The 16,457-nt window shown below is 63.0% G+C and carries 15 protein-coding genes; 12 read left to right on the top strand and 3 right to left on the bottom strand.

Going from position 1 to position 16,457, the window contains the following annotated elements:
• Positions 1-41: 41 nt before the first annotated feature.
• On the top strand, positions 42-416 hold the full coding sequence (locus LT988_RS04375; protein ID WP_232409017.1) for a VOC family protein: 375 nt from the start codon (positions 42-44) through the stop codon (positions 414-416).
• Between the two features lie 27 nt (positions 417-443).
• Here the strand turns inward: LT988_RS04375 and LT988_RS04370 are convergent, their stop codons facing one another.
• From LT988_RS04370 to map, 3 genes are read right to left on the bottom strand one after another with little or no spacing between them, the layout of a single operon-like run.
• Entirely contained in the window at positions 444-938 is a 495-nt protein-coding gene (locus LT988_RS04370) for a hypothetical protein (protein ID WP_232409016.1), read from the bottom strand.
• A gap of 58 nt (positions 939-996) precedes the next feature.
• Positions 997-3,657 (bottom strand): [protein-PII] uridylyltransferase, encoded by a 2,661-nt coding sequence (gene glnD, locus LT988_RS04365; protein WP_408648045.1) that lies wholly within the window; start codon positions 3,655-3,657, stop codon positions 997-999.
• A complete protein-coding gene (gene map, locus LT988_RS04360) occupies positions 3,654-4,475 on the bottom strand; it encodes a type I methionyl aminopeptidase (RefSeq protein WP_232409015.1) in 822 nt (273 codons plus the stop codon). Before map ends, glnD begins: the two co-directional genes overlap by 4 nt.
• A gap of 348 nt (positions 4,476-4,823) precedes the next feature.
• Here map and rpsB point away from each other — a divergent pair, with 348 nt between their 5' ends.
• From rpsB to lpxD, 11 genes are all read left to right on the top strand, one after another.
• Positions 4,824-5,579 carry a 30S ribosomal protein S2 gene (rpsB, locus tag LT988_RS04355; protein WP_232410512.1) on the top strand — a complete coding sequence of 252 codons (756 nt, stop codon included), beginning with the start codon at positions 4,824-4,826 and terminating at the stop codon, positions 5,577-5,579.
• A 136-nt stretch (positions 5,580-5,715) separates the two neighbouring features.
• Complete coding sequence (gene tsf / locus LT988_RS04350) at positions 5,716-6,603, top strand: translation elongation factor Ts (protein ID WP_232409014.1); 888 nt, start codon at positions 5,716-5,718, stop codon at positions 6,601-6,603.
• A gap of 131 nt (positions 6,604-6,734) precedes the next feature.
• Positions 6,735-7,457, top strand: a complete 723-nt coding sequence (gene pyrH, locus LT988_RS04345; RefSeq protein WP_232409013.1) for a UMP kinase — start codon at positions 6,735-6,737, stop codon at positions 7,455-7,457.
• 1 nt (position 7,458) lies between these two features.
• Positions 7,459-8,016 (top strand): ribosome recycling factor, encoded by a 558-nt coding sequence (gene frr, locus LT988_RS04340; RefSeq protein WP_232409012.1) that lies wholly within the window; start codon positions 7,459-7,461, stop codon positions 8,014-8,016.
• Positions 8,017-8,074: 58 nt separating this feature from the next.
• Positions 8,075-8,845, top strand: a complete 771-nt coding sequence (locus LT988_RS04335) for an isoprenyl transferase (protein ID WP_269752131.1) — start codon at positions 8,075-8,077, stop codon at positions 8,843-8,845.
• Entirely contained in the window at positions 8,832-9,686 is an 855-nt protein-coding gene (locus LT988_RS04330) for a phosphatidate cytidylyltransferase (RefSeq protein ID WP_232409011.1), read from the top strand. The genes LT988_RS04335 and LT988_RS04330 overlap by 14 nt, the downstream gene beginning before the upstream one ends.
• Positions 9,683-10,870, top strand: a complete 1,188-nt coding sequence (ispC, locus tag LT988_RS04325) for a 1-deoxy-D-xylulose-5-phosphate reductoisomerase (RefSeq protein WP_232409010.1) — start codon at positions 9,683-9,685, stop codon at positions 10,868-10,870. The genes LT988_RS04330 and ispC overlap by 4 nt, the downstream gene beginning before the upstream one ends.
• A gap of 179 nt (positions 10,871-11,049) precedes the next feature.
• Positions 11,050-12,414, top strand: coding sequence for an RIP metalloprotease RseP (gene rseP, locus LT988_RS04320; protein ID WP_232409009.1), 1,365 nt, complete (start codon positions 11,050-11,052; stop codon positions 12,412-12,414).
• 78 nt (positions 12,415-12,492) lie between these two features.
• Positions 12,493-14,826 carry an outer membrane protein assembly factor BamA gene (bamA, locus tag LT988_RS04315; RefSeq protein WP_408648043.1) on the top strand — a complete coding sequence of 778 codons (2,334 nt, stop codon included), beginning with the start codon at positions 12,493-12,495 and terminating at the stop codon, positions 14,824-14,826.
• Between the two features lie 12 nt (positions 14,827-14,838).
• Positions 14,839-15,354, top strand: coding sequence for an OmpH family outer membrane protein (locus LT988_RS04310; RefSeq protein WP_232409007.1), 516 nt, complete (start codon positions 14,839-14,841; stop codon positions 15,352-15,354).
• A 42-nt stretch (positions 15,355-15,396) separates the two neighbouring features.
• Positions 15,397-16,443, top strand: a complete 1,047-nt coding sequence (lpxD, locus tag LT988_RS04305; RefSeq protein WP_232409006.1) for a UDP-3-O-(3-hydroxymyristoyl)glucosamine N-acyltransferase — start codon at positions 15,397-15,399, stop codon at positions 16,441-16,443.
• Positions 16,444-16,457 lie beyond the last annotated feature (14 nt).

The following is a 16,457-nucleotide window of genomic DNA, read 5'->3' as shown; positions in this document are numbered from 1 at the left end:
TAGGCGAACGTCCAAGCCGGCTCCATGCCGAGGGGGGTCCGATGCCGCTCGCTCATTCTATCCATCATGTCAGTCTGATCGTCGCCGATACCGCGCGGGCGCTCGACTTCTATCAAGGGATCTTGGGTCTCGAGCTTGATCCGGAGCGCCCGGATCTGTTGTTTCCCGGGGCTTGGCTCTGGGTGGGCAACCAGCAGATCCATCTGCTCGAGCTGCCGAATCCGGATCCGGTTGCGGGCCGTCCGGCGCACGGCGGCCGGGACCGCCATCTCGCGATGCGTGCGAGCGACCTGAGCGCGGTGACGGCGCGGCTCGAGGCCGCTGGCCTCCCTTATACCCTCAGTCGCTCGGGGCGACGCGCGCTCTTCTGTCGCGATCCGGACGGCAATGCGCTTGAGTTGATCGAGGCCGAGTGAGGCGTTGAGACGCCTGCTTGAGCGACCTCAGAAACCCCTGAAATACCAATGGTTGTCCCAGCCGGGCGGCGCAAAGATCGACTCATCGCCTGGGGTCCCCGGCGACGTGGCGCTGCTGCCGATGTCCGGCAGGGTGGGCATCCCCGTGACCCAAGGCCAAGGCGGCGGGAGCTGAGCGGGTCCGAGGCTGCGAAAGCGCTCGCGCTCCTGATCCATGCGTTCGAGACGGTCGGCACGCCGACGGCGTACATCCTCTTCCCATGCCTCCTGCTGGGCGGCAGCCCTGGGATTGTTGGCTCGCCGGCGCGCCTCGTAGGCACTGCGCGTCGCCTCCCGTCTGGCCTCCCACGCCTGTCGTTGGGCGCGAACCTCGTCAAGCCAAGGTGTTGGCGCGCCCCCCGGAGATGGATCGCCGAAGGTCTGACTTGCGGGCTGGATCTTCACGAGGAGATTCTCGTCCGCTGCGATGGCGGCCGGGATCGACAGGAGTCCGAAGATCAGCGCGACGGCGCCGAGTCGCATGCCCTTCAACCGAGCTTGCGAGTGCATCGTTATCCCGAGTCCGACGATATCGCGATGCTCAGCGCTTCCCATCGCCTTCCAGCCGATCGTGGATCTCGCGTCGCAAGCAGGATAGGGCGGTCTCGCAGGTGATGGGGGTTTCGTCGTCGTTGGTGATGAAGAAGACATCGTCGACCTCGGCGCCGACCGTTGCAATCTTGGCGTTCTGAAGACGGATGCCGCAATTCTGGAAGACCGCGCCGACGTCTGCGAGCAGGCCGGGGCGATCCAGGGTGGCGAGCCGCATGATGGTGCGGCGATTCGGCTCGTCCGTGGAAAAGGTTACGCGGGTCTCCGTCGGGAAATACCGATGGCGTCTCGGCATGGAGCGCGCCACTTGGATCTCCTCCCCGGCATCCTCTGCGAGATCCCCGACCAGGTAGGATCGAATCTCTTCCATCCTCAAGGTGTCATGGATCGGACTGCCGTCCTGATCCAGCACCTGGTAGGTGTTGATCGCCATTCCGCCATCGGTAGTCAAGATGCGCGCATCCATGATGTTGAGGCCGACCTGATCCAACAGCGCGGTGATGCGTCCGAACAGGTTTGCGCGATCGGTCGTGTAGATGAAGATCTCGGTTCCCCCGCGCGCCGTGACCGGGCGAATGACCACGAGCGGCAGTTGCTCGGGTTCGCAGGCGAGGATCTGGCGTGTCTGCCAGGCGATCTCGTCCGGCGAATTGTGCAGAAACAAATCCAGGCTGAACTTGGCCCAAAGCCGATTGCAGGCTGCGGGATCCCCGCCGTAGCGTGCGACCAAGCGCCGGGCCTCGGTCTGTTTCTGCTGGATCAACTCATCCTGGGCTTGCGGATTCTCGAGTCCGCGCAGCAACGCGCGCCGTGTCCCGTGATACAGCTCGCGCAGCAGCGCATCCTTCCAGCTGTTCCAGCGCTCGGGATTGGTTGCCCGGGCATCCGCCACCGTCAACAAATAGAGATAATCCAATCGTGTCGTGTCGCCGACGACGGCGGCAAAGGATTGGATCACCTCCGGATCGCTGATGTCCTTGCGCTGGGCCGTCATCGACATCAGCAGATGTTTCTCCACCAGCCAGCCTACGAGCCGGCTGTCGAATTCGGACAACCCGTGGAGCCGACAGAACGCGCGGGCGTCATCGGCACCGAGCAGCGAATGGTCTCCGCCGCGCCCCTTGGCGATGTCGTGGAAGAGACCTGCGAGATAGAGAAGCTCGAGCTTGGGAATGCGCCTGGCGATCGCGCTGCAGAGCGGGAATTCGTCGTCGTGCTTGGTGACGGTGAAGCGGCGCAGATTGCGCAGCAGCGACAGCGTGTGCTCGTCGACCGTGTATACGTGCAGCAGATCGTACTGCATACGCCCGACGATGTTGGCGAACGCCGGGATATAGGCGGCCAGGACGCCGTAACGGTTCATGCGTCGAATCGCATGGGTGAGACCGCTCGGGTGACGGATGATCTCCATGAAGAGACTTCGCGCGCGTAAGTCGGCGCGGAAGTCGTCGTCGATGCGGTGTCGGTTCTCGCGGATCAGCCGGATGGTGCTGGCGCGTACCCCTTCGAGCTCCGTGTGGACCTGAAGGATGTGGAAGACTTCGAGAAGGGCGATCGGATAGCGCTGAAACACGCTCGCCGAGGTCACCTCGAGATAGCCGCTGCGTGACTGGAAGCGCTTGTTGACCGGGACCGGGGGGCCGACATCGTCATGCAGGAGGATCGCCTCGCGAAACAACTGCAGCAGCATCTCGTTGAGCCGATTGAGCCCTTGGACGGTGCGATAGTACTGCTGCATGAACTGCTCGACGGCGAGGTTGTTCGGACCGTCTTCGAAGCCGAACTGGGTGGCGAGGGTTCGCTGATACTCGAACAGGAGTCGGTCCTCGCGCCGTCCGGCGAGTCGATGCAGCGCAAAACGGATCCGCCACAGCAGCGTTTGCCCGTCGATCAGCGTGCCGTATTCCGATTCGGTCAGGAACCCGTGACCGACAAGCTCATGCAGGGTCTCCGCATCGAAGTGGCGCTTGGCGACCCAGCCGATCATCTGAATGTCGCGCAGGCCGCCCGGGTTTTCTTTGATGTTGGGCTCGAGGTTGTAGGCGGTGCCGCCGTATTTCTGCCAACGTGTGCGTTGCTCCCGGGTCTTGGCGGCGAAGAATTGCTCGCTGTTCCACATCCGGTCGGGGCTGACGACGTCGCGCATCCGATGGCACAAGGTGCTGCTGCCGCGGATCAGGCGCGCCTCCATCATGTTGGTCATGACGGTGACGTCGTCGGCGGCCTCGCGAGCGCACTCCTCTGGGGTGCGCACGCTATGCCCGACCTCCAAGCCGATGTCCCACAAGCAGGTCACCAGTCCCTCCAGGGGGGAGGCAAGTCGCGCGTCGGCTTCTGCGTCGACGATGATCAGGATGTCGATGTCGGAGGCGGGCTGGAGCTCCTGCCGACCGTATCCGCCGACGGCGACCAAGGCAGCGTCTTCGGTCTCTCCGATGTGGTGGTCCCAGACCTCGCGCAGGACTTCGTCGATGAGGAGGCTGCGTCGGAGGACCAGGCTCCCGACCGGTGCGCCTTGGTCGAAGTCTGCGAAGAGTCGGTCGCGCCCGGCTTTGAGGCGGTTTTTCCAATCCGCGATCAGTACCATCGGATCGGACGCAGACCTAGGTTCCGCGGCCGCACCCGGCGAGGGGCGCGATAAGGCGTTCATGGGTGGGCGACGATGTCGCGCTCCGGCTCGGCTTCGTCGGCCGGTGGTTCGTCTGCACGCTCCTCGGCGCGCAAGGTCAGGATCTCATGGCCCTGCTCCGTGACCAGGACTGTGTGTTCCCATTGTGCAGACAGACTGCGATCCTTGGTCACGACCGTCCAGCCGTCCGGGAGCAGTTTGATGAAACGCTTGCCTGCGTTCACCATCGGCTCGACGGTGAAGCACATGCCCGCCTTCAGGACCAAGCCCTCGCCGGGCTTGCCGTAGTGCAGGACTTGCGGCTCCTCGTGAAAGGCCTGACCGATCCCGTGCCCGCAATATTCCCGGACCACGGAGCACCCTTGCGATTCGACGAATTGCTGTATGGCGTAGCCGATGTCCCCCAAGGTCGCACCCGGCCGCACCTTTGCGATGCCGAGACGCATCGCCTGCTGCGTGACGGTGACGAGGCGGCGTGCCAGGATGCTCGGCTCGCCCACGAAGAACATTTTGCTCGTATCTCCGTGATAGCCGTCCTTGATCACGGTGACGTCGATGTTGACGATATCACCTTTCTTGAGGCGCTTGTTCCCGGGAATCCCGTGGCAGACCTGATGGTTCACGGAGGTGCAAATCGATTTGGGAAAGCCGCGGTAGTTCAAGGGTGCCGGGATCACCCGCTGGACGCGCGTCATAAAGTCGTGGCAAATGCGGTCGAGCTCGTCCGTCGTCGTGCCCGGGACGACATGGGGGGCGATCATATCGAGAACGTCGGCCGCCAGCCGGCCCGCCACGCGCATCTTTTCGATCGCCTCGGGTGTCTTGATTGGCACACTCATGGCGTGCGTCGCTGAATCGACATCAGGTCCGGATCTCACAGAAAACCTTGAGGTAATTGCTCGTAATGAACGGGCTATGGTATAAAACCCGGCGCGCTGCGGCAAATCGGCTGCTGTCGGGCTTTCGACGAGTCTAGGAGCTGCCGAGATCCTGCGCGCAATCGGCCGTCGGCCCGGGTGATCCGGGTCGCGCAACGCCGAATCGAGACCGGCCCCGATCTGCGGGCGCCGGAACATGTCCGCACACGCATCGACACAACCGGCCGGGTGCCTGGACACAGGTTGCCGTTTGGGATGCGTGGAGGCCCAACCCAGACCACGGGAAGCAAGACCTTGAGCGAAGTCACCATGCGCCAGATGTTGGAAGCGGGCGTCCATTTCGGACACCAGACCCGCTACTGGAACCCCAAGATGGGGGCCTTCATCTTCGGCCAACGCAACAAAATCCATATCGTGAACCTGGAAAAGACGCTGCCTCTGTATCAAGAGGCCGTCAACTTCATGGGTTCCTTGACGGCCAACGGCGGCCGTATCCTCTTCGTCGGCACCAAGCGCGCGGCACGCGAGGCGATCAAGGAAGAGGCTCAGCGCTGCGGGATGCCCTACGTCAATCATCGCTGGCTCGGCGGTATGCTGACCAACTTCAAGACCATCCGGCACTCGGTCAAGCGCCTCAAAGAGCTCGAGACGATGTTCGCGGAAGGGACGATCGAGCGCTTCAATAAGAAGGAAGCGCTGGGTCTCGCGCGCGAGCGCGCGAAGCTCGAGCAGAGTATCGGCGGCATCAAGGAGATGGACGGTCTCCCGGACGCCATGTTCGTCGTCGACGTCGGCCATGAGAAGATTGCCGTCACCGAAGCGAACAAGCTCGGAATCCCGGTGGTCGGCGTGGTCGATACGAACAACGACCCGAGCAAGGTCGACTACGTGATCCCGGGTAACGACGACGCGATCCGTGCAGTGCGCCTGTACATCAGCGGCGCAGCGGACGCGATCCTCGACGGCCGCAACACCGCGGCCGCCATGGTCGGCCGCGGCGACACCTTCATCGACGCCCCCGTCGAGAGCGAATCGGCTCCGAGCGCAGTCGCCGAAGCCGAGTAGGCCGGCTCCGTCGACCCGGGTGCGCTCCGGATTCGCTCCGGGCGCCCCTCTCTTCTCCGTTCGCACCCGATCACTCGGGTGCGAACGCATCCAGTACAACCCGAAGTCGTCCCGCGAGGGACCGAGGAAGCAAACGATGGCGATTACAGCGGCATTGGTGAAAGAGCTCCGGGAGCGCACCGGCGCCGGCATGATGGAGTGCAAGAAGGCGCTGGTGGAGTCCGACGGCGATATCGAAGCGGCCATCGAGGCCATGCGCAAAGCGGGTCAGGCAAAGGCTGCAAAGAAGTCCGGACGCACGGCCGCCGAAGGCGTGGTCATGATCGAGATCGCGCCGGACGGCAAGCGCGGGGTCTTGGTCGAGATCAACTGTGAAACCGATTTCGTGGCAAAAGACGCCAGTTTTCTCGACTTTGCGCAGTCCACCGCCGCGACGGCCCTTGCCGGCGATATGGCCGATGCGCAAACGCTTTCGGCAACTCCCCTGCGCGACGCCCCGGCGACCACCGTCGACCAGGCCCGCGAGGCCCTGATTACGAAGATCGGCGAGAATGTCCAGGTGCGTCGCTTGGTGCGCTTCGACGATGTCGAAGGCCGTCTCTACAGCTATCGCCACGGCGTTCGTATCGGCGTCGTGCTCGACATGAGCGGCGGCGACGAGACGCTCGGGCGCGACATCGCCATGCATATCGCAGCGACCAACCCGCTGTGCGTCGGGGCCGACGAGGTTCCGCCCGAAACGCTGGCCAAAGAGCGCGAAATCTTCAAGGCGCAGGCCCTCGACAGCGGCAAGCCCGAGGCGATCGTCGACAAGATCATCGACGGGCGCGTGCGTAAATATCTCGAAGAGGTAACCCTGCTCGGGCAGCCGTTCGTGAAGGATCCCGACACCTCGGTGGAGAAGCTCCTGAAGCAGGCGGGCGCACAGGTCCACCGCTTTGCCCGTGTCGAGGTCGGCGAGGGCATCGAGAAGAAGGTCGAGAACTTCGCCGAGGAGGTTATGGCGCAGGTTCGCTCGACGTAGGCTGCGCGGTTCGATCGGCGCGAAGCCACCCGGCCCCATCCAGGCGACCCCATCCAGATGACTGGGCCCCGGAGGTCGCGCGAGTCGCGCGCGGCCTTCTCCGACTCAACACACGACGAGGTCCTCCTGCCATGACGGCGCCACTTTATCGACGCATCTTGCTCAAGCTCAGCGGCGAGGCATTGGTCGGCTCCGAGGCTTACGGCATCGATCCGGAGGTTCTGGATCGTTTTGCCGGCGAGGTCCGCGATCTGGCCGCGGTCGGCGTCCAGGTGGCCTTGGTGATCGGCGGCGGCAACATCTTCCGCGGGGCGGGACTTGCGGCGAAAGGCATGGACCGCGTCACCGGCGATCAGATGGGGATGCTCGCGACCGTCATGAACGGGCTTGCGATGCAGGATGCGCTCGAGCGTTTGGGTGTTGCGGCGCGGGTCATGTCGGCGCTGAAGATCAATCAGGTCTGCGAGGACTACATCCGGCGGCGCGCCATGCGCCATCTGGAGAAGGGTCGGGTCGTCGTGTTTGCCGCCGGCACCGGCAACCCCTTCTTCACGACCGATTCCGCGGCAAGCCTGCGTGCGATCGAGGTCGGTGCGGATCTGCTGATCAAGGCAACGAAGGTCGACGGGATCTACTCGGCCGATCCGATGGTCGATCCGGGGGCGACCTTCTACCCCCGCATCAGTTATGATCGTGCGCTTCGTGAAGGATTGCAGGTCATGGACACGACGGCCATCGTGTTGTGTCGCGACCATGGCATGCCACTACGTGTAATGAATATCAACGAGCCAGGTGCGCTGCTGCGGTTGATCCGCGGCGAAGACGTCGGCTCTTTGGTCGTGAGCGGGAACTGACATGATCGACGACATCAAGAAGGACGCTGCGGAGCGTATGGCCAAGAGCGTCGAAGCGCTGAGCCATGAGTTGGCCAAGATTCGAACCGGCCGGGCGCATCCCTCCCTGTTGGACCATGTGATGGTCTCCTACTACGGTTCCGAGATGCCGATTCGCCAGGTTGCCAACGTCAGCGCGGAAGATGCGCGAACGCTCGCCGTCACGCCTTGGGAACGCAACATGGTGCAGGCCGTAGAGAAGGCCATCATGCAGTCGGACCTCGGACTCAACCCCAACACCGCGGGAACCGTCATTCGTGTTCCCATGCCTGCGCTGACCGAAGAGCGGCGCCGCGACCTCATCAAGGTCGCACGCAACGAGGCCGAGCAGGCGCGGGTCGCCGTGCGCAACATCCGTCGCGATGCGAATCATGATCTCAAGGAGCTCGTGAAGGACAAGATGATCTCCGAGGACGAAGAGCGCCGCGGTCAGGAGCTGGTTCAAAAGCTGACCGATCAATCCATCAAGGATGTGGATGCGGTCTTGGCGGAGAAAGAAGCCGACTTGATGTCGATTTGAGGCCGGGCGGGCGAGCCCGACGACGACAAACGTGGATATTGCAACGCCCGCAGTCGGCATGCGCGATCCGGATTCACCGGATTCCTCCGTGCCTCGACATGTCGCCATCATCATGGACGGAAACGGCCGCTGGGCCAAGCAGCGCGATCGGCCCCGCACGGCAGGCCATCGTGAGGGCGTGAAGAGCGTGCGCGCCGTTGTCGAGGAAAGCGTTCGCCGCGGTGTCGGTACACTGACCCTTTTCGCCTTCAGCAGCGAGAATTGGCAGCGACCGCGTTCCGAGGTGAATATTCTCATGGAGCTTTTTATGAGCGCCTTGCGGGGCGAAGTGCGTCGTTTGAACGAGAACGATGTTCGGCTTCGCATCATCGGCGAGCGCCAGGCCTTCCCCGAAAAGCTGCAGCGTCGCATCGCCGAGGCCGAAGAGCTCACGGGAGACAACCGCGCCCTGAATCTACAGGTCGCAGCCAATTACGGCGGGCGCTGGGACATTGCGCGCGCCGCTCGGCGCTTGGTGGCGGATGCACTGAGCGGGTCGCTCGATCCGGATGCGATCGACGAGCAGTCCGTGGCGAGCCGCCTTTCGTTTCCCGATCTCCCCGAACCCGACCTTTTCATTCGCACCGGCGGGGAGCAGCGCTTGAGCAACTTCGTGTTGTGGCAGTCCGCCTATGCCGAGCTCTACTTCACCGACCTCTTGTGGCCCGACTTCGACGCGGCGGCCTACGGTCGAGCACTCGAGGACTATTCCCGCCGTCAGCGGCGATTCGGCCGAACCGGCGAGCAGGTGGCGTCGCGCGATCCGATGAGTGCCTATGGCCGGGGTTGACGTCCTGCCTGCCTCCAACGCGTTGAAGCGCAGAACGATCACGGCGCTCTCGTTGGTGCCGATCGTCATCGCCGCGGTCCTTTGGCTGCCGACGCCGGCCTTCGCACTCGTCTTGGCGGCTGTCCTGATGCTGGCCGCCGCCGAGTGGAGCACACTGGCGGGATTGACGCGTCCGACCTCGCGTACCCTCTATCCGATCGCCGTCCTCTGCGTGATGGCGCTCCTTTGGATCTGGCCGCAGGCTCAGCCTTGGTTCTTCGGTCTCAGCGCGCTCTGGTGGGTGGTGCAGGCGTTTGCTCTGCCGCGCATCCGGGACATACCGAGGGTCGAGGGTGTTCAGTGGTCTCTGCTCGGCGCGGGTTTTCTCGTTCTGGTCGGTCCTTGGTCGGCACTGATTTATCTGCACGCACTGCCCGATTCGGGGCGGGCGCTCGTCCTGTTCTTGCTCTTTCTCATGTGGACCGCCGATTCGATGGCCTATTTCGTCGGCCGCGCCTGGGGAGAGGGTCGGGCGAAGCTCGCACCCGTGCTGAGTCCGGGCAAAACCAGGGTCGGCGTGTACGGGGCCCTTGGCGGGGCCGTCGCCTGCGGACTGACCTTTTCCTGGATCCTGTCCGCGAGTCTTGCGGCAACTCCGCTGATCCTTCTGGTCTGCGGTGTCTCGGTCGTCATCTCGATCGTCGGCGATCTCTACGAGAGCCTCCTCAAGCGCCGCCGCGGTCTGAAGGATTCGAGTCATCTTCTGCCGGGTCACGGCGGGATGCTCGACCGCATCGACAGCTTGACCGCAGCTGCACCTGTATTTGCCTTGGGTATCACCTTGATTGGAGTGGCGACGTGATCGGCGTAACTGTCCTCGGCTCGACCGGCTCGGTCGGCGTCAGCACCCTCGATGTCGTCGCGCGTCATCCCGAGCAGTTTCGCGCGGTCGCATTGACGGCAAATCGCGACAGCGAGCGTATGGCCGAGCAGTGCCGCCGCCACCGCCCGCGGATCGCGGTCATGGTCGACGAGGCGGCGGCGCAGCGACTGCGCGAGCTGCTCTCGGACATGCCGGGCCGTCCGGAGATCCTCTCGGGTGTCGAGGGCCTCGAGCAGGTTGCGACCATGCCGGAGACGGACTATGTCATGGCGGCGATCGTGGGTGCCGCGGGTCTGCCCCCCACGCTGGCTGCGGCCCATGCCGGCAAGCGTTTGCTGCTCGCCAACAAGGAGTCCCTGGTCGTGGCCGGCGCCTTGCTCATGCGCGCCGTGGAGGAGAGCGGCGCGGAGCTGCTGCCCATCGACAGCGAGCACAACGCCATCTTCCAGTGTCTGCCGCCGAACTTCTGCGAGGGTTTGCCCTCGGTCGGCGTGGAGCGGATCCTGTTGACTGCCTCCGGCGGTCCGTTGCGCGATTGGCCGATCGAGCAACTCGCGTCGGTCACCCCCGACCAGGCCTGTGCACACCCTACTTGGGCGATGGGCCGCAAGATTTCGGTCGACTCGGCCACCATGATGAACAAAGGTCTGGAGGTCATCGAGGCCTGTTGGCTGTTCGGAACCGATACCGGTCGCATCCAGGTCGTTGTCCATCCTCAAAGCGTGATTCATTCCTTGGTCCAATACCAGGACGGGTCCGTGCTCGCTCAGCTCGGCAATCCCGATATGCGCACCCCGATCGCCCATGCGCTCGGTTGGCCGGCGCGCCTGGACGCGGGCGTTGCGCCACTGGATCTTTTCAAGGTCGGACATCTGGATTTCGAAGAGCCGGATCTCGCGCGCTTTCCATGCCTCGGTTTGGCCTTTCAAGCGGCCTCACTGGGCGGAACGGCACCGGCGATCCTGAACGCGGCCAACGAGATCGCCGTCGCCGCCTTTTTGGACCGACGCCTCGATCTCCCCGGGATTGCCGCCGTCGTCGACGGGACGCTCGAGTCGCTTCCGAACGAAGACGTCGAAGGGCAGGATCTCGCCTTCCTCTTAGACGTGGATCGACGGGCGCGCGCGCGCGCGGAGCAACTCGTCCAGTCGCGGGTTATTTGAGCCGCGTCCGGACCGGCCGTGCAAATGGACGGCCCGGGCTCACTGGTGATGCCGTCGTCGACGCGGTTTAAATAAGATTGAAAATTAAAGACCTAAGTCGCGTCACTCCGATCGCTGTTGATGGCCGGAGACGTTGCCCGCAACTCCTCTGTCATTAGCTACTCCAGACGCGATTTAAGATGGATATCCTTTTTACGATCGGCTCCTTTGTCGTCGCGCTCGCGATCCTGATCGCCGTCCATGAATTCGGACACTTTTGGGTCGCCAGGCGCTTGGGCGTGAAGGTGCTTCGATTCTCCATCGGTTTCGGCAGGCCTCTGCTGCGCGTTCAGCGACACCCCGATGCGACCGAGTATGTCCTCGCGCTTGTCCCGCTCGGCGGCTACGTCAAGATGCTCGACGAGCGTGAAGAGGAGGTTCCGGCGGCGCAGGCACACCTTGCTTTTAATCGCCAAGCGCTGTGGAAGCGCTCGGCGATCGTCGTTGCCGGCCCCCTGTTTAATTTTCTCTTCGCGATCTTCGCTTACTGGGCGATCTTCATGTCCGGGGACTCGGGCCTGAGGCCGATCGTCGGGGAGGTGGAGCCCCAATCGATTGCCGCCGCGGCCGGTTTTCAATCCGGCGACGAGTTGATCCGGGTCGGCGACCGCGAGGCGGGAAGTTGGGAAACGGCCCTCATCGCGTTCGTGGGCAAATCACTCGACGGGCGAGAGCTGTCGGTGCAGGTACGCGATGCCTCGGGTCGCGAGTTGACCCGCTGGATTCCCTCCGACGCGGTCCAGAGCCTCGCCGAGGAGCCGGATCTGCTCGGTCGCCTGGGTCTCTCGCCGAAGCGTCCGACCTTGCCCGCCGTGATCGGCGAGTTGGTCCCTGGCGAAGCAGCCGAAGGCGCCGGGCTGGAGAGCGGCGACCGCATCTTGTCCGCCGACGGCCGTCCGATCGAAGGCTGGCCGGACTGGGTCGGCGTGGTGCGGGAGCACCCGGACCAGACCTTGTCGATCGAGATCGAGCGCGCCGACGGCGAGCGCCTTGCCTTGAGCATTACGCCGCGATCGGCGCAGGTCGAGGGGGAAACCATCGGTCGGATCGGGGCCGGTGTGTTGGTGCCGGACGGTCTGATGGACGACTACAGCGTCGAGGTTCGCTACGGTCCCGTCGAGTCGCTCGATCGGGCCGTGTCCAAGACCGTCGAGATGAGCGTCATGACGCTGCGTGTCGTGGGGCGCATGTTGATCGGCCAGGCCTCTGTGGAGAATCTCAGCGGTCCCATCACGATCGCCGAGACGGCCGGCCGAACAGCGAGTTACGGATTGGAATCCTTCGTGAAATTCCTCGCCGTCGTCAGCATCAGCCTCGGCATCCTCAACCTTCTGCCGGTACCTGTCCTCGACGGAGGGCATCTGTTGTACTTCTTTATCGAATGGGTCAAAGGCAGCCCGCTCTCCGAGGAGGCCCAGATGCAGGGTCAGAAGATCGGCCTTTTTCTCTTGGCCGCCCTCATGTCGCTGGCCTTCTACTTGGATCTCTCCCGGCTATTGGGCTAGGCGCGCCGAATCCCTTATACTGGCGACCCTGAAACGCCGACTGCGCCGCAGACTTCGGCTTGATCGAGGGGACCTGTCTTGCGCGCGATACCTGTGATGCTCCGTTGCTGCGCACGTCGGCAGCTCGCTCTGATGACCCTCCTGCTGGCGATCAACATGCCGGTCGGGGCCGAGGTCTTCCAGATCGCCGACATCCGTGTGGAGGGCCTTCAGCGGATCGCACCCGGCACCGTCTTCAACTACCTTCCGGTCCAGGTCGGGGATACCGTGGGCGACGGTGTGACCGGCGGGATCATTCGCTCGCTCTACCAAACCGGTTTCTTCGACGATGTTCGTGTCGAGCGCGAGGGCAACGTCCTCGTTCTTTGGGTCCGCGAGCGACCGGCAATCGCATCGATCGACATCACCGGCAACCGCGACATCGATACCGAGGCGTTGACGGCTGCCTTGTCGGACATCGGACTCAAGGAGGGCCGGGTGTTCGATCGCTCGGTCCTCGACCGGATCGAGCAGGAGCTCGAGCGGCAGTACTTCTCGCGCGGCAAGTACGGTGTGCTCATTCAGTCGACGGTCTCCCCGCTCGAGCGAAACCGCGTTGCGGTCCGGATCGAGATCACCGAGGGCCTGACGGCTCGGATCAAGCAGATCACCATCATCGGAAACGAGGCTTTCTCGGAAAAGGAGCTGCTCAAGCTCTTCGAGCTCGGCTCCACCCGCTGGACCTCGTTCTATTCAAAGAATGACCAATATTCCAAGCAGAAGCTTGCCGGTGATTTGGAATCGCTGCGCTCGTTCTATCTGGATCGCGGCTTCATCCGGTTCGACATCACGTCGACGCAGGTGTCTATCAGCGCCGACAAGAAAGAGATTTACATCAACGTTGTCGTCGACGAAGGCGAGCCCTACCGGATCAGCGACATCAAGCTCGCAGGCGAGCCCTCGATTCCGGCCGAGGAGCTGTTTCCGCTGATCCATCTCAAGCGCGGTGATTACTTCTCGCGCCGTGCAACCACCGAGAGCGCCGAGCGGATCTCCAACCTGCTCGGGGATCGCGGCTACGCCTTTGCCAACGTCAACACCATACCCGAAATCGACGAGGAGACCCGCGAGGTCTCGGTCACCTTCTTTGTCGATCCGGGACAACGTGTCTACGTGCGGCGCGTCAACATGAAGGGCAATACCCGAACCCGCGACGAGGTGCTGCGGCGCGAGATGCGCCAGTTGGAGTCGGCCTGGTTCTCTGCCGAGTTGGTCCGAAAGTCGCGAGAGCGGCTCCAGCGTCTCGGCTACTTCGAAGATGTCACCATCGAGACGCCCGCCGTGGCCGGCTCTGCGGATCAGGTCGATGTCGACGTCACGGTCACCGAGAAACCCGCCGGCAATCTTTCGGCCGGTATCGGGTACTCGCAGTCGCAGGGCATCCTGTTCAACGCCAGCGTGACGCAAAACAACTTCTTGGGTACCGGTAAGCGCGTCTCGCTCGGGCTCAACACGAGCGAAGCGACCCAGCTCTATCAGATTGCCTATACCAACCCCTTCTATACGGTTGACGGTATCAGTCGAGGCTTCAACGTCTCGTACCGCGAAACCGATTTCAACGAGTTGATCGGTGCCGCATACTCGACCGACGTCGGCGTGCTCGGAATGAATTTCGGCTTACCCATTACGGAGACCAGTCGGGCCGGACTCGGTGTGCGCTATCAGTATACGAACTTCATCGCAGGCGACACCTCCGAGTTGGCACAGCAGTTCGTCGAAGAGAACGGCAACGTCTTCAACGACATCGTGCTGTCCGCCAGCTATACGAGCGACAGTCGCGACACGGCGATCTTCCCGACGCAAGGCAGTTTGCGTATCTTGAGAGCCGACCTGACGGTTCCGGGCAGCGATCTTCAGTACTACAAGCTCACCTATCAGGATCAGCTCTACATCCCCCTGACCTCTCGGTTCGTGGTGTCCTTGAGCGGTGATGTGGCTTACGGCGAGGGTTACGGCGAGACCGAGTACCTGCCGTTCTTCGAGAACTTCTACGCGGGCGGACCGCGTTCCGTGCGTGGCTTTGTCGCCAACTCTCTGGGTCCCCGTGAAATCGGCGACGACGATCCGGTCGGCGGCAATTTCAGGATGGCCGGCAGCGTCGAGCTGTTTGCTCCCGCTCCGGGTGGACCTCAGTTGAGCAAGACGTTGCGACTCGGCGCCTTCCTCGACTTCGGCAACGTCTGGCAGACGAACGGCTCCGATCTTATCGAGCCGATCGGCTTCGACATCGGGGATCTGCGCTATTCGGCCGGTGTCTCTGCGACCTGGCTGTCTCCGATCGGCGCCCTCTCGATCAGTCTTGCGGCTCCGCTCAACGAAGAAGAGGGTGACGAAACCCAAGTCTTTCAATTCGGTTTCGGGCAGACCTTCTAGGGGAGTCGATGCGTGAGATTTGCAGTGATTTGGTCGTCGACGATCGCGTTGATTCTGCTGTCGGGTCTGGTGTCGGCGTCGGAGTATCGGATCGCAGTGGTCGACCCTAATCAGGTCGTCGAGCAGTCGCCGCAGTACGAGGCTGCGCGCGCCGCACTTCAGCGGGAAGTCGAGGACCGGGAGCGTATTCTGCGCGAGCAGCAAGAGCAGATCTCCGCACTTCAAGGCCGCTTGGAACGCGAAGGTGCCTTAATGAGCGAAAGCGAGATTCAGCGGCTGCAAAACGATATTCGAAATCGGACACGCAAGCTCAAGTATGCGCGGGATGAGTTTCAGGAAGACTTCGCATTGCGACAGAACGAGCTTCGGACCAAGCTTGCGTTGCAGGTTCGCGAGGTGATCGTCGAGGTCGCCAAGGAGGAGAAGATCGATCTCGTGATCAGCGAAGGCCTGGTGTATTTCAGCCCGCGTATCGACATTTCGGCGCAAGTCATCGAGCGACTCAAGCAGGAGTTCGTCGACAAGTGATGATGATGTCGTCGGCAGACTATCGGCTTATGTGGTGATGCCTTGGAGATCGCGCTCGGCGAATTGGCGGATCGTTTAGGGGTTCCCTTGAGGGGCGATCCCGAGGCGCGAGTCTGCCGCATCGCGCCGCTGAGCTCCGCCGACGCAACCGCTCTGACGTTTCTCGGCGACGTGCGTTTCCGATGTCATTTGGAGCACACGCAGGCCGGCTGTGTGATCCTCTCGGATGTCGACTCCGATGCCTGTCGGGCGCCGGTCCTGCTGAGCGACAACCCCTATCTGACCTTTGCAAACGCGGCTCGGATCCTGTACCCGGAGCCCGCGGTTGTCGGCGGTATCCACGCAAGCGCTGTCGTGGATCCGACAGCGCAGGTCGATCCGACGGCATGGGTCGGTCCGACCTGTGTCCTGGAGGCCGGCGTTATCGTCGGTCCACGCGTGTTCATCGGTCCCGGTTGCATCCTCGGGAACGGGGTCCGGATCGGGGAGGACAGTCGTTTGGTGGCGCGCGTGACGCTCTGTTCCGGAACGCTTGTCGGCAAGCGCGCACTGCTTCACCCCGGGAGCGTCATCGGACGTGAGGGGTTCGGCTTCGCCCGCGACGGCGATCGATGGGTGCGCATTCCGCAGGTCGGGCGAGCAATCCTGGGCGACGATGTCGAGATCGGCGCCAATACGACGGTCGATCGGGGTGCGATCGGCGAAACACTGATCCATGACGGGGTCAAGCTGGACAACCATATCCAGATCGGCCACAACGTCGAGATCGGCGAGAATACGGCGATGGCTGCGAACACCGGTATCTCGGGCTCGACCCGAATCGGCCGAAACTGCACCATTGCGGGCGCCGTCGGGATGGCGGGACATCTGGAGATCGGCGATGGCGTTCACTTTACGGGGATGGCTATGGTGACCCGATCGGTCTCGGGGCCCGGCTCTTACAGCAGCGGGATCCCGGCCATGCCAAGTGCGGATTGGCGACGGAACGTGGCTCGGTTCAGACATCTGGATGAGTTGGCGCGACGCATCAAACAACTTGAGATACGTATCGATACGATGAACGAAACAACCGGGCGGGAGGCTACCTAGCATGGAGGGATCGC

Source organism: Thiocapsa bogorovii, from assembly GCF_021228795.1.
Classification (GTDB): Bacteria; Pseudomonadota; Gammaproteobacteria; order Chromatiales; family Chromatiaceae; genus Thiocapsa; species Thiocapsa bogorovii.
Note: the sequence above shows the minus strand (reverse complement) of the source record. Positions and strands in the feature narration are given on the sequence as shown.

What these genes read in the sequence shown, in the direction of transcription:
- LT988_RS04375 (WP_232409017.1), top strand. Translation starts at nt 42, where the DNA reads ATGCCGCTCGCTCATTCTATCCATCATGTCAGTCTGATCGTCGCCGAT.
- LT988_RS04370 (WP_232409016.1), bottom strand. Translation starts at nt 938, where the DNA reads ATGCGACTCGGCGCCGTCGCGCTGATCTTCGGACTCCTGTCGATCCCG.
- glnD (WP_408648045.1), bottom strand. Translation starts at nt 3,657, where the DNA reads ATGAACGCCTTATCGCGCCCCTCGCCGGGTGCGGCCGCGGAACCTAGG.
- map (WP_232409015.1), bottom strand. Translation starts at nt 4,475, where the DNA reads ATGAGTGTGCCAATCAAGACACCCGAGGCGATCGAAAAGATGCGCGTG.
- rpsB (WP_232410512.1), top strand. Translation starts at nt 4,824, where the DNA reads ATGCGCCAGATGTTGGAAGCGGGCGTCCATTTCGGACACCAGACCCGC.
- tsf (WP_232409014.1), top strand. Translation starts at nt 5,716, where the DNA reads ATGGCGATTACAGCGGCATTGGTGAAAGAGCTCCGGGAGCGCACCGGC.
- pyrH (WP_232409013.1), top strand. Translation starts at nt 6,735, where the DNA reads ATGACGGCGCCACTTTATCGACGCATCTTGCTCAAGCTCAGCGGCGAG.
- frr (WP_232409012.1), top strand. Translation starts at nt 7,459, where the DNA reads ATGATCGACGACATCAAGAAGGACGCTGCGGAGCGTATGGCCAAGAGC.
- LT988_RS04335 (WP_269752131.1), top strand. Translation starts at nt 8,075, where the DNA reads ATGCGCGATCCGGATTCACCGGATTCCTCCGTGCCTCGACATGTCGCC.
- LT988_RS04330 (WP_232409011.1), top strand. Translation starts at nt 8,832, where the DNA reads ATGGCCGGGGTTGACGTCCTGCCTGCCTCCAACGCGTTGAAGCGCAGA.
- rseP (WP_232409009.1), top strand. Translation starts at nt 11,050, where the DNA reads ATGGATATCCTTTTTACGATCGGCTCCTTTGTCGTCGCGCTCGCGATC.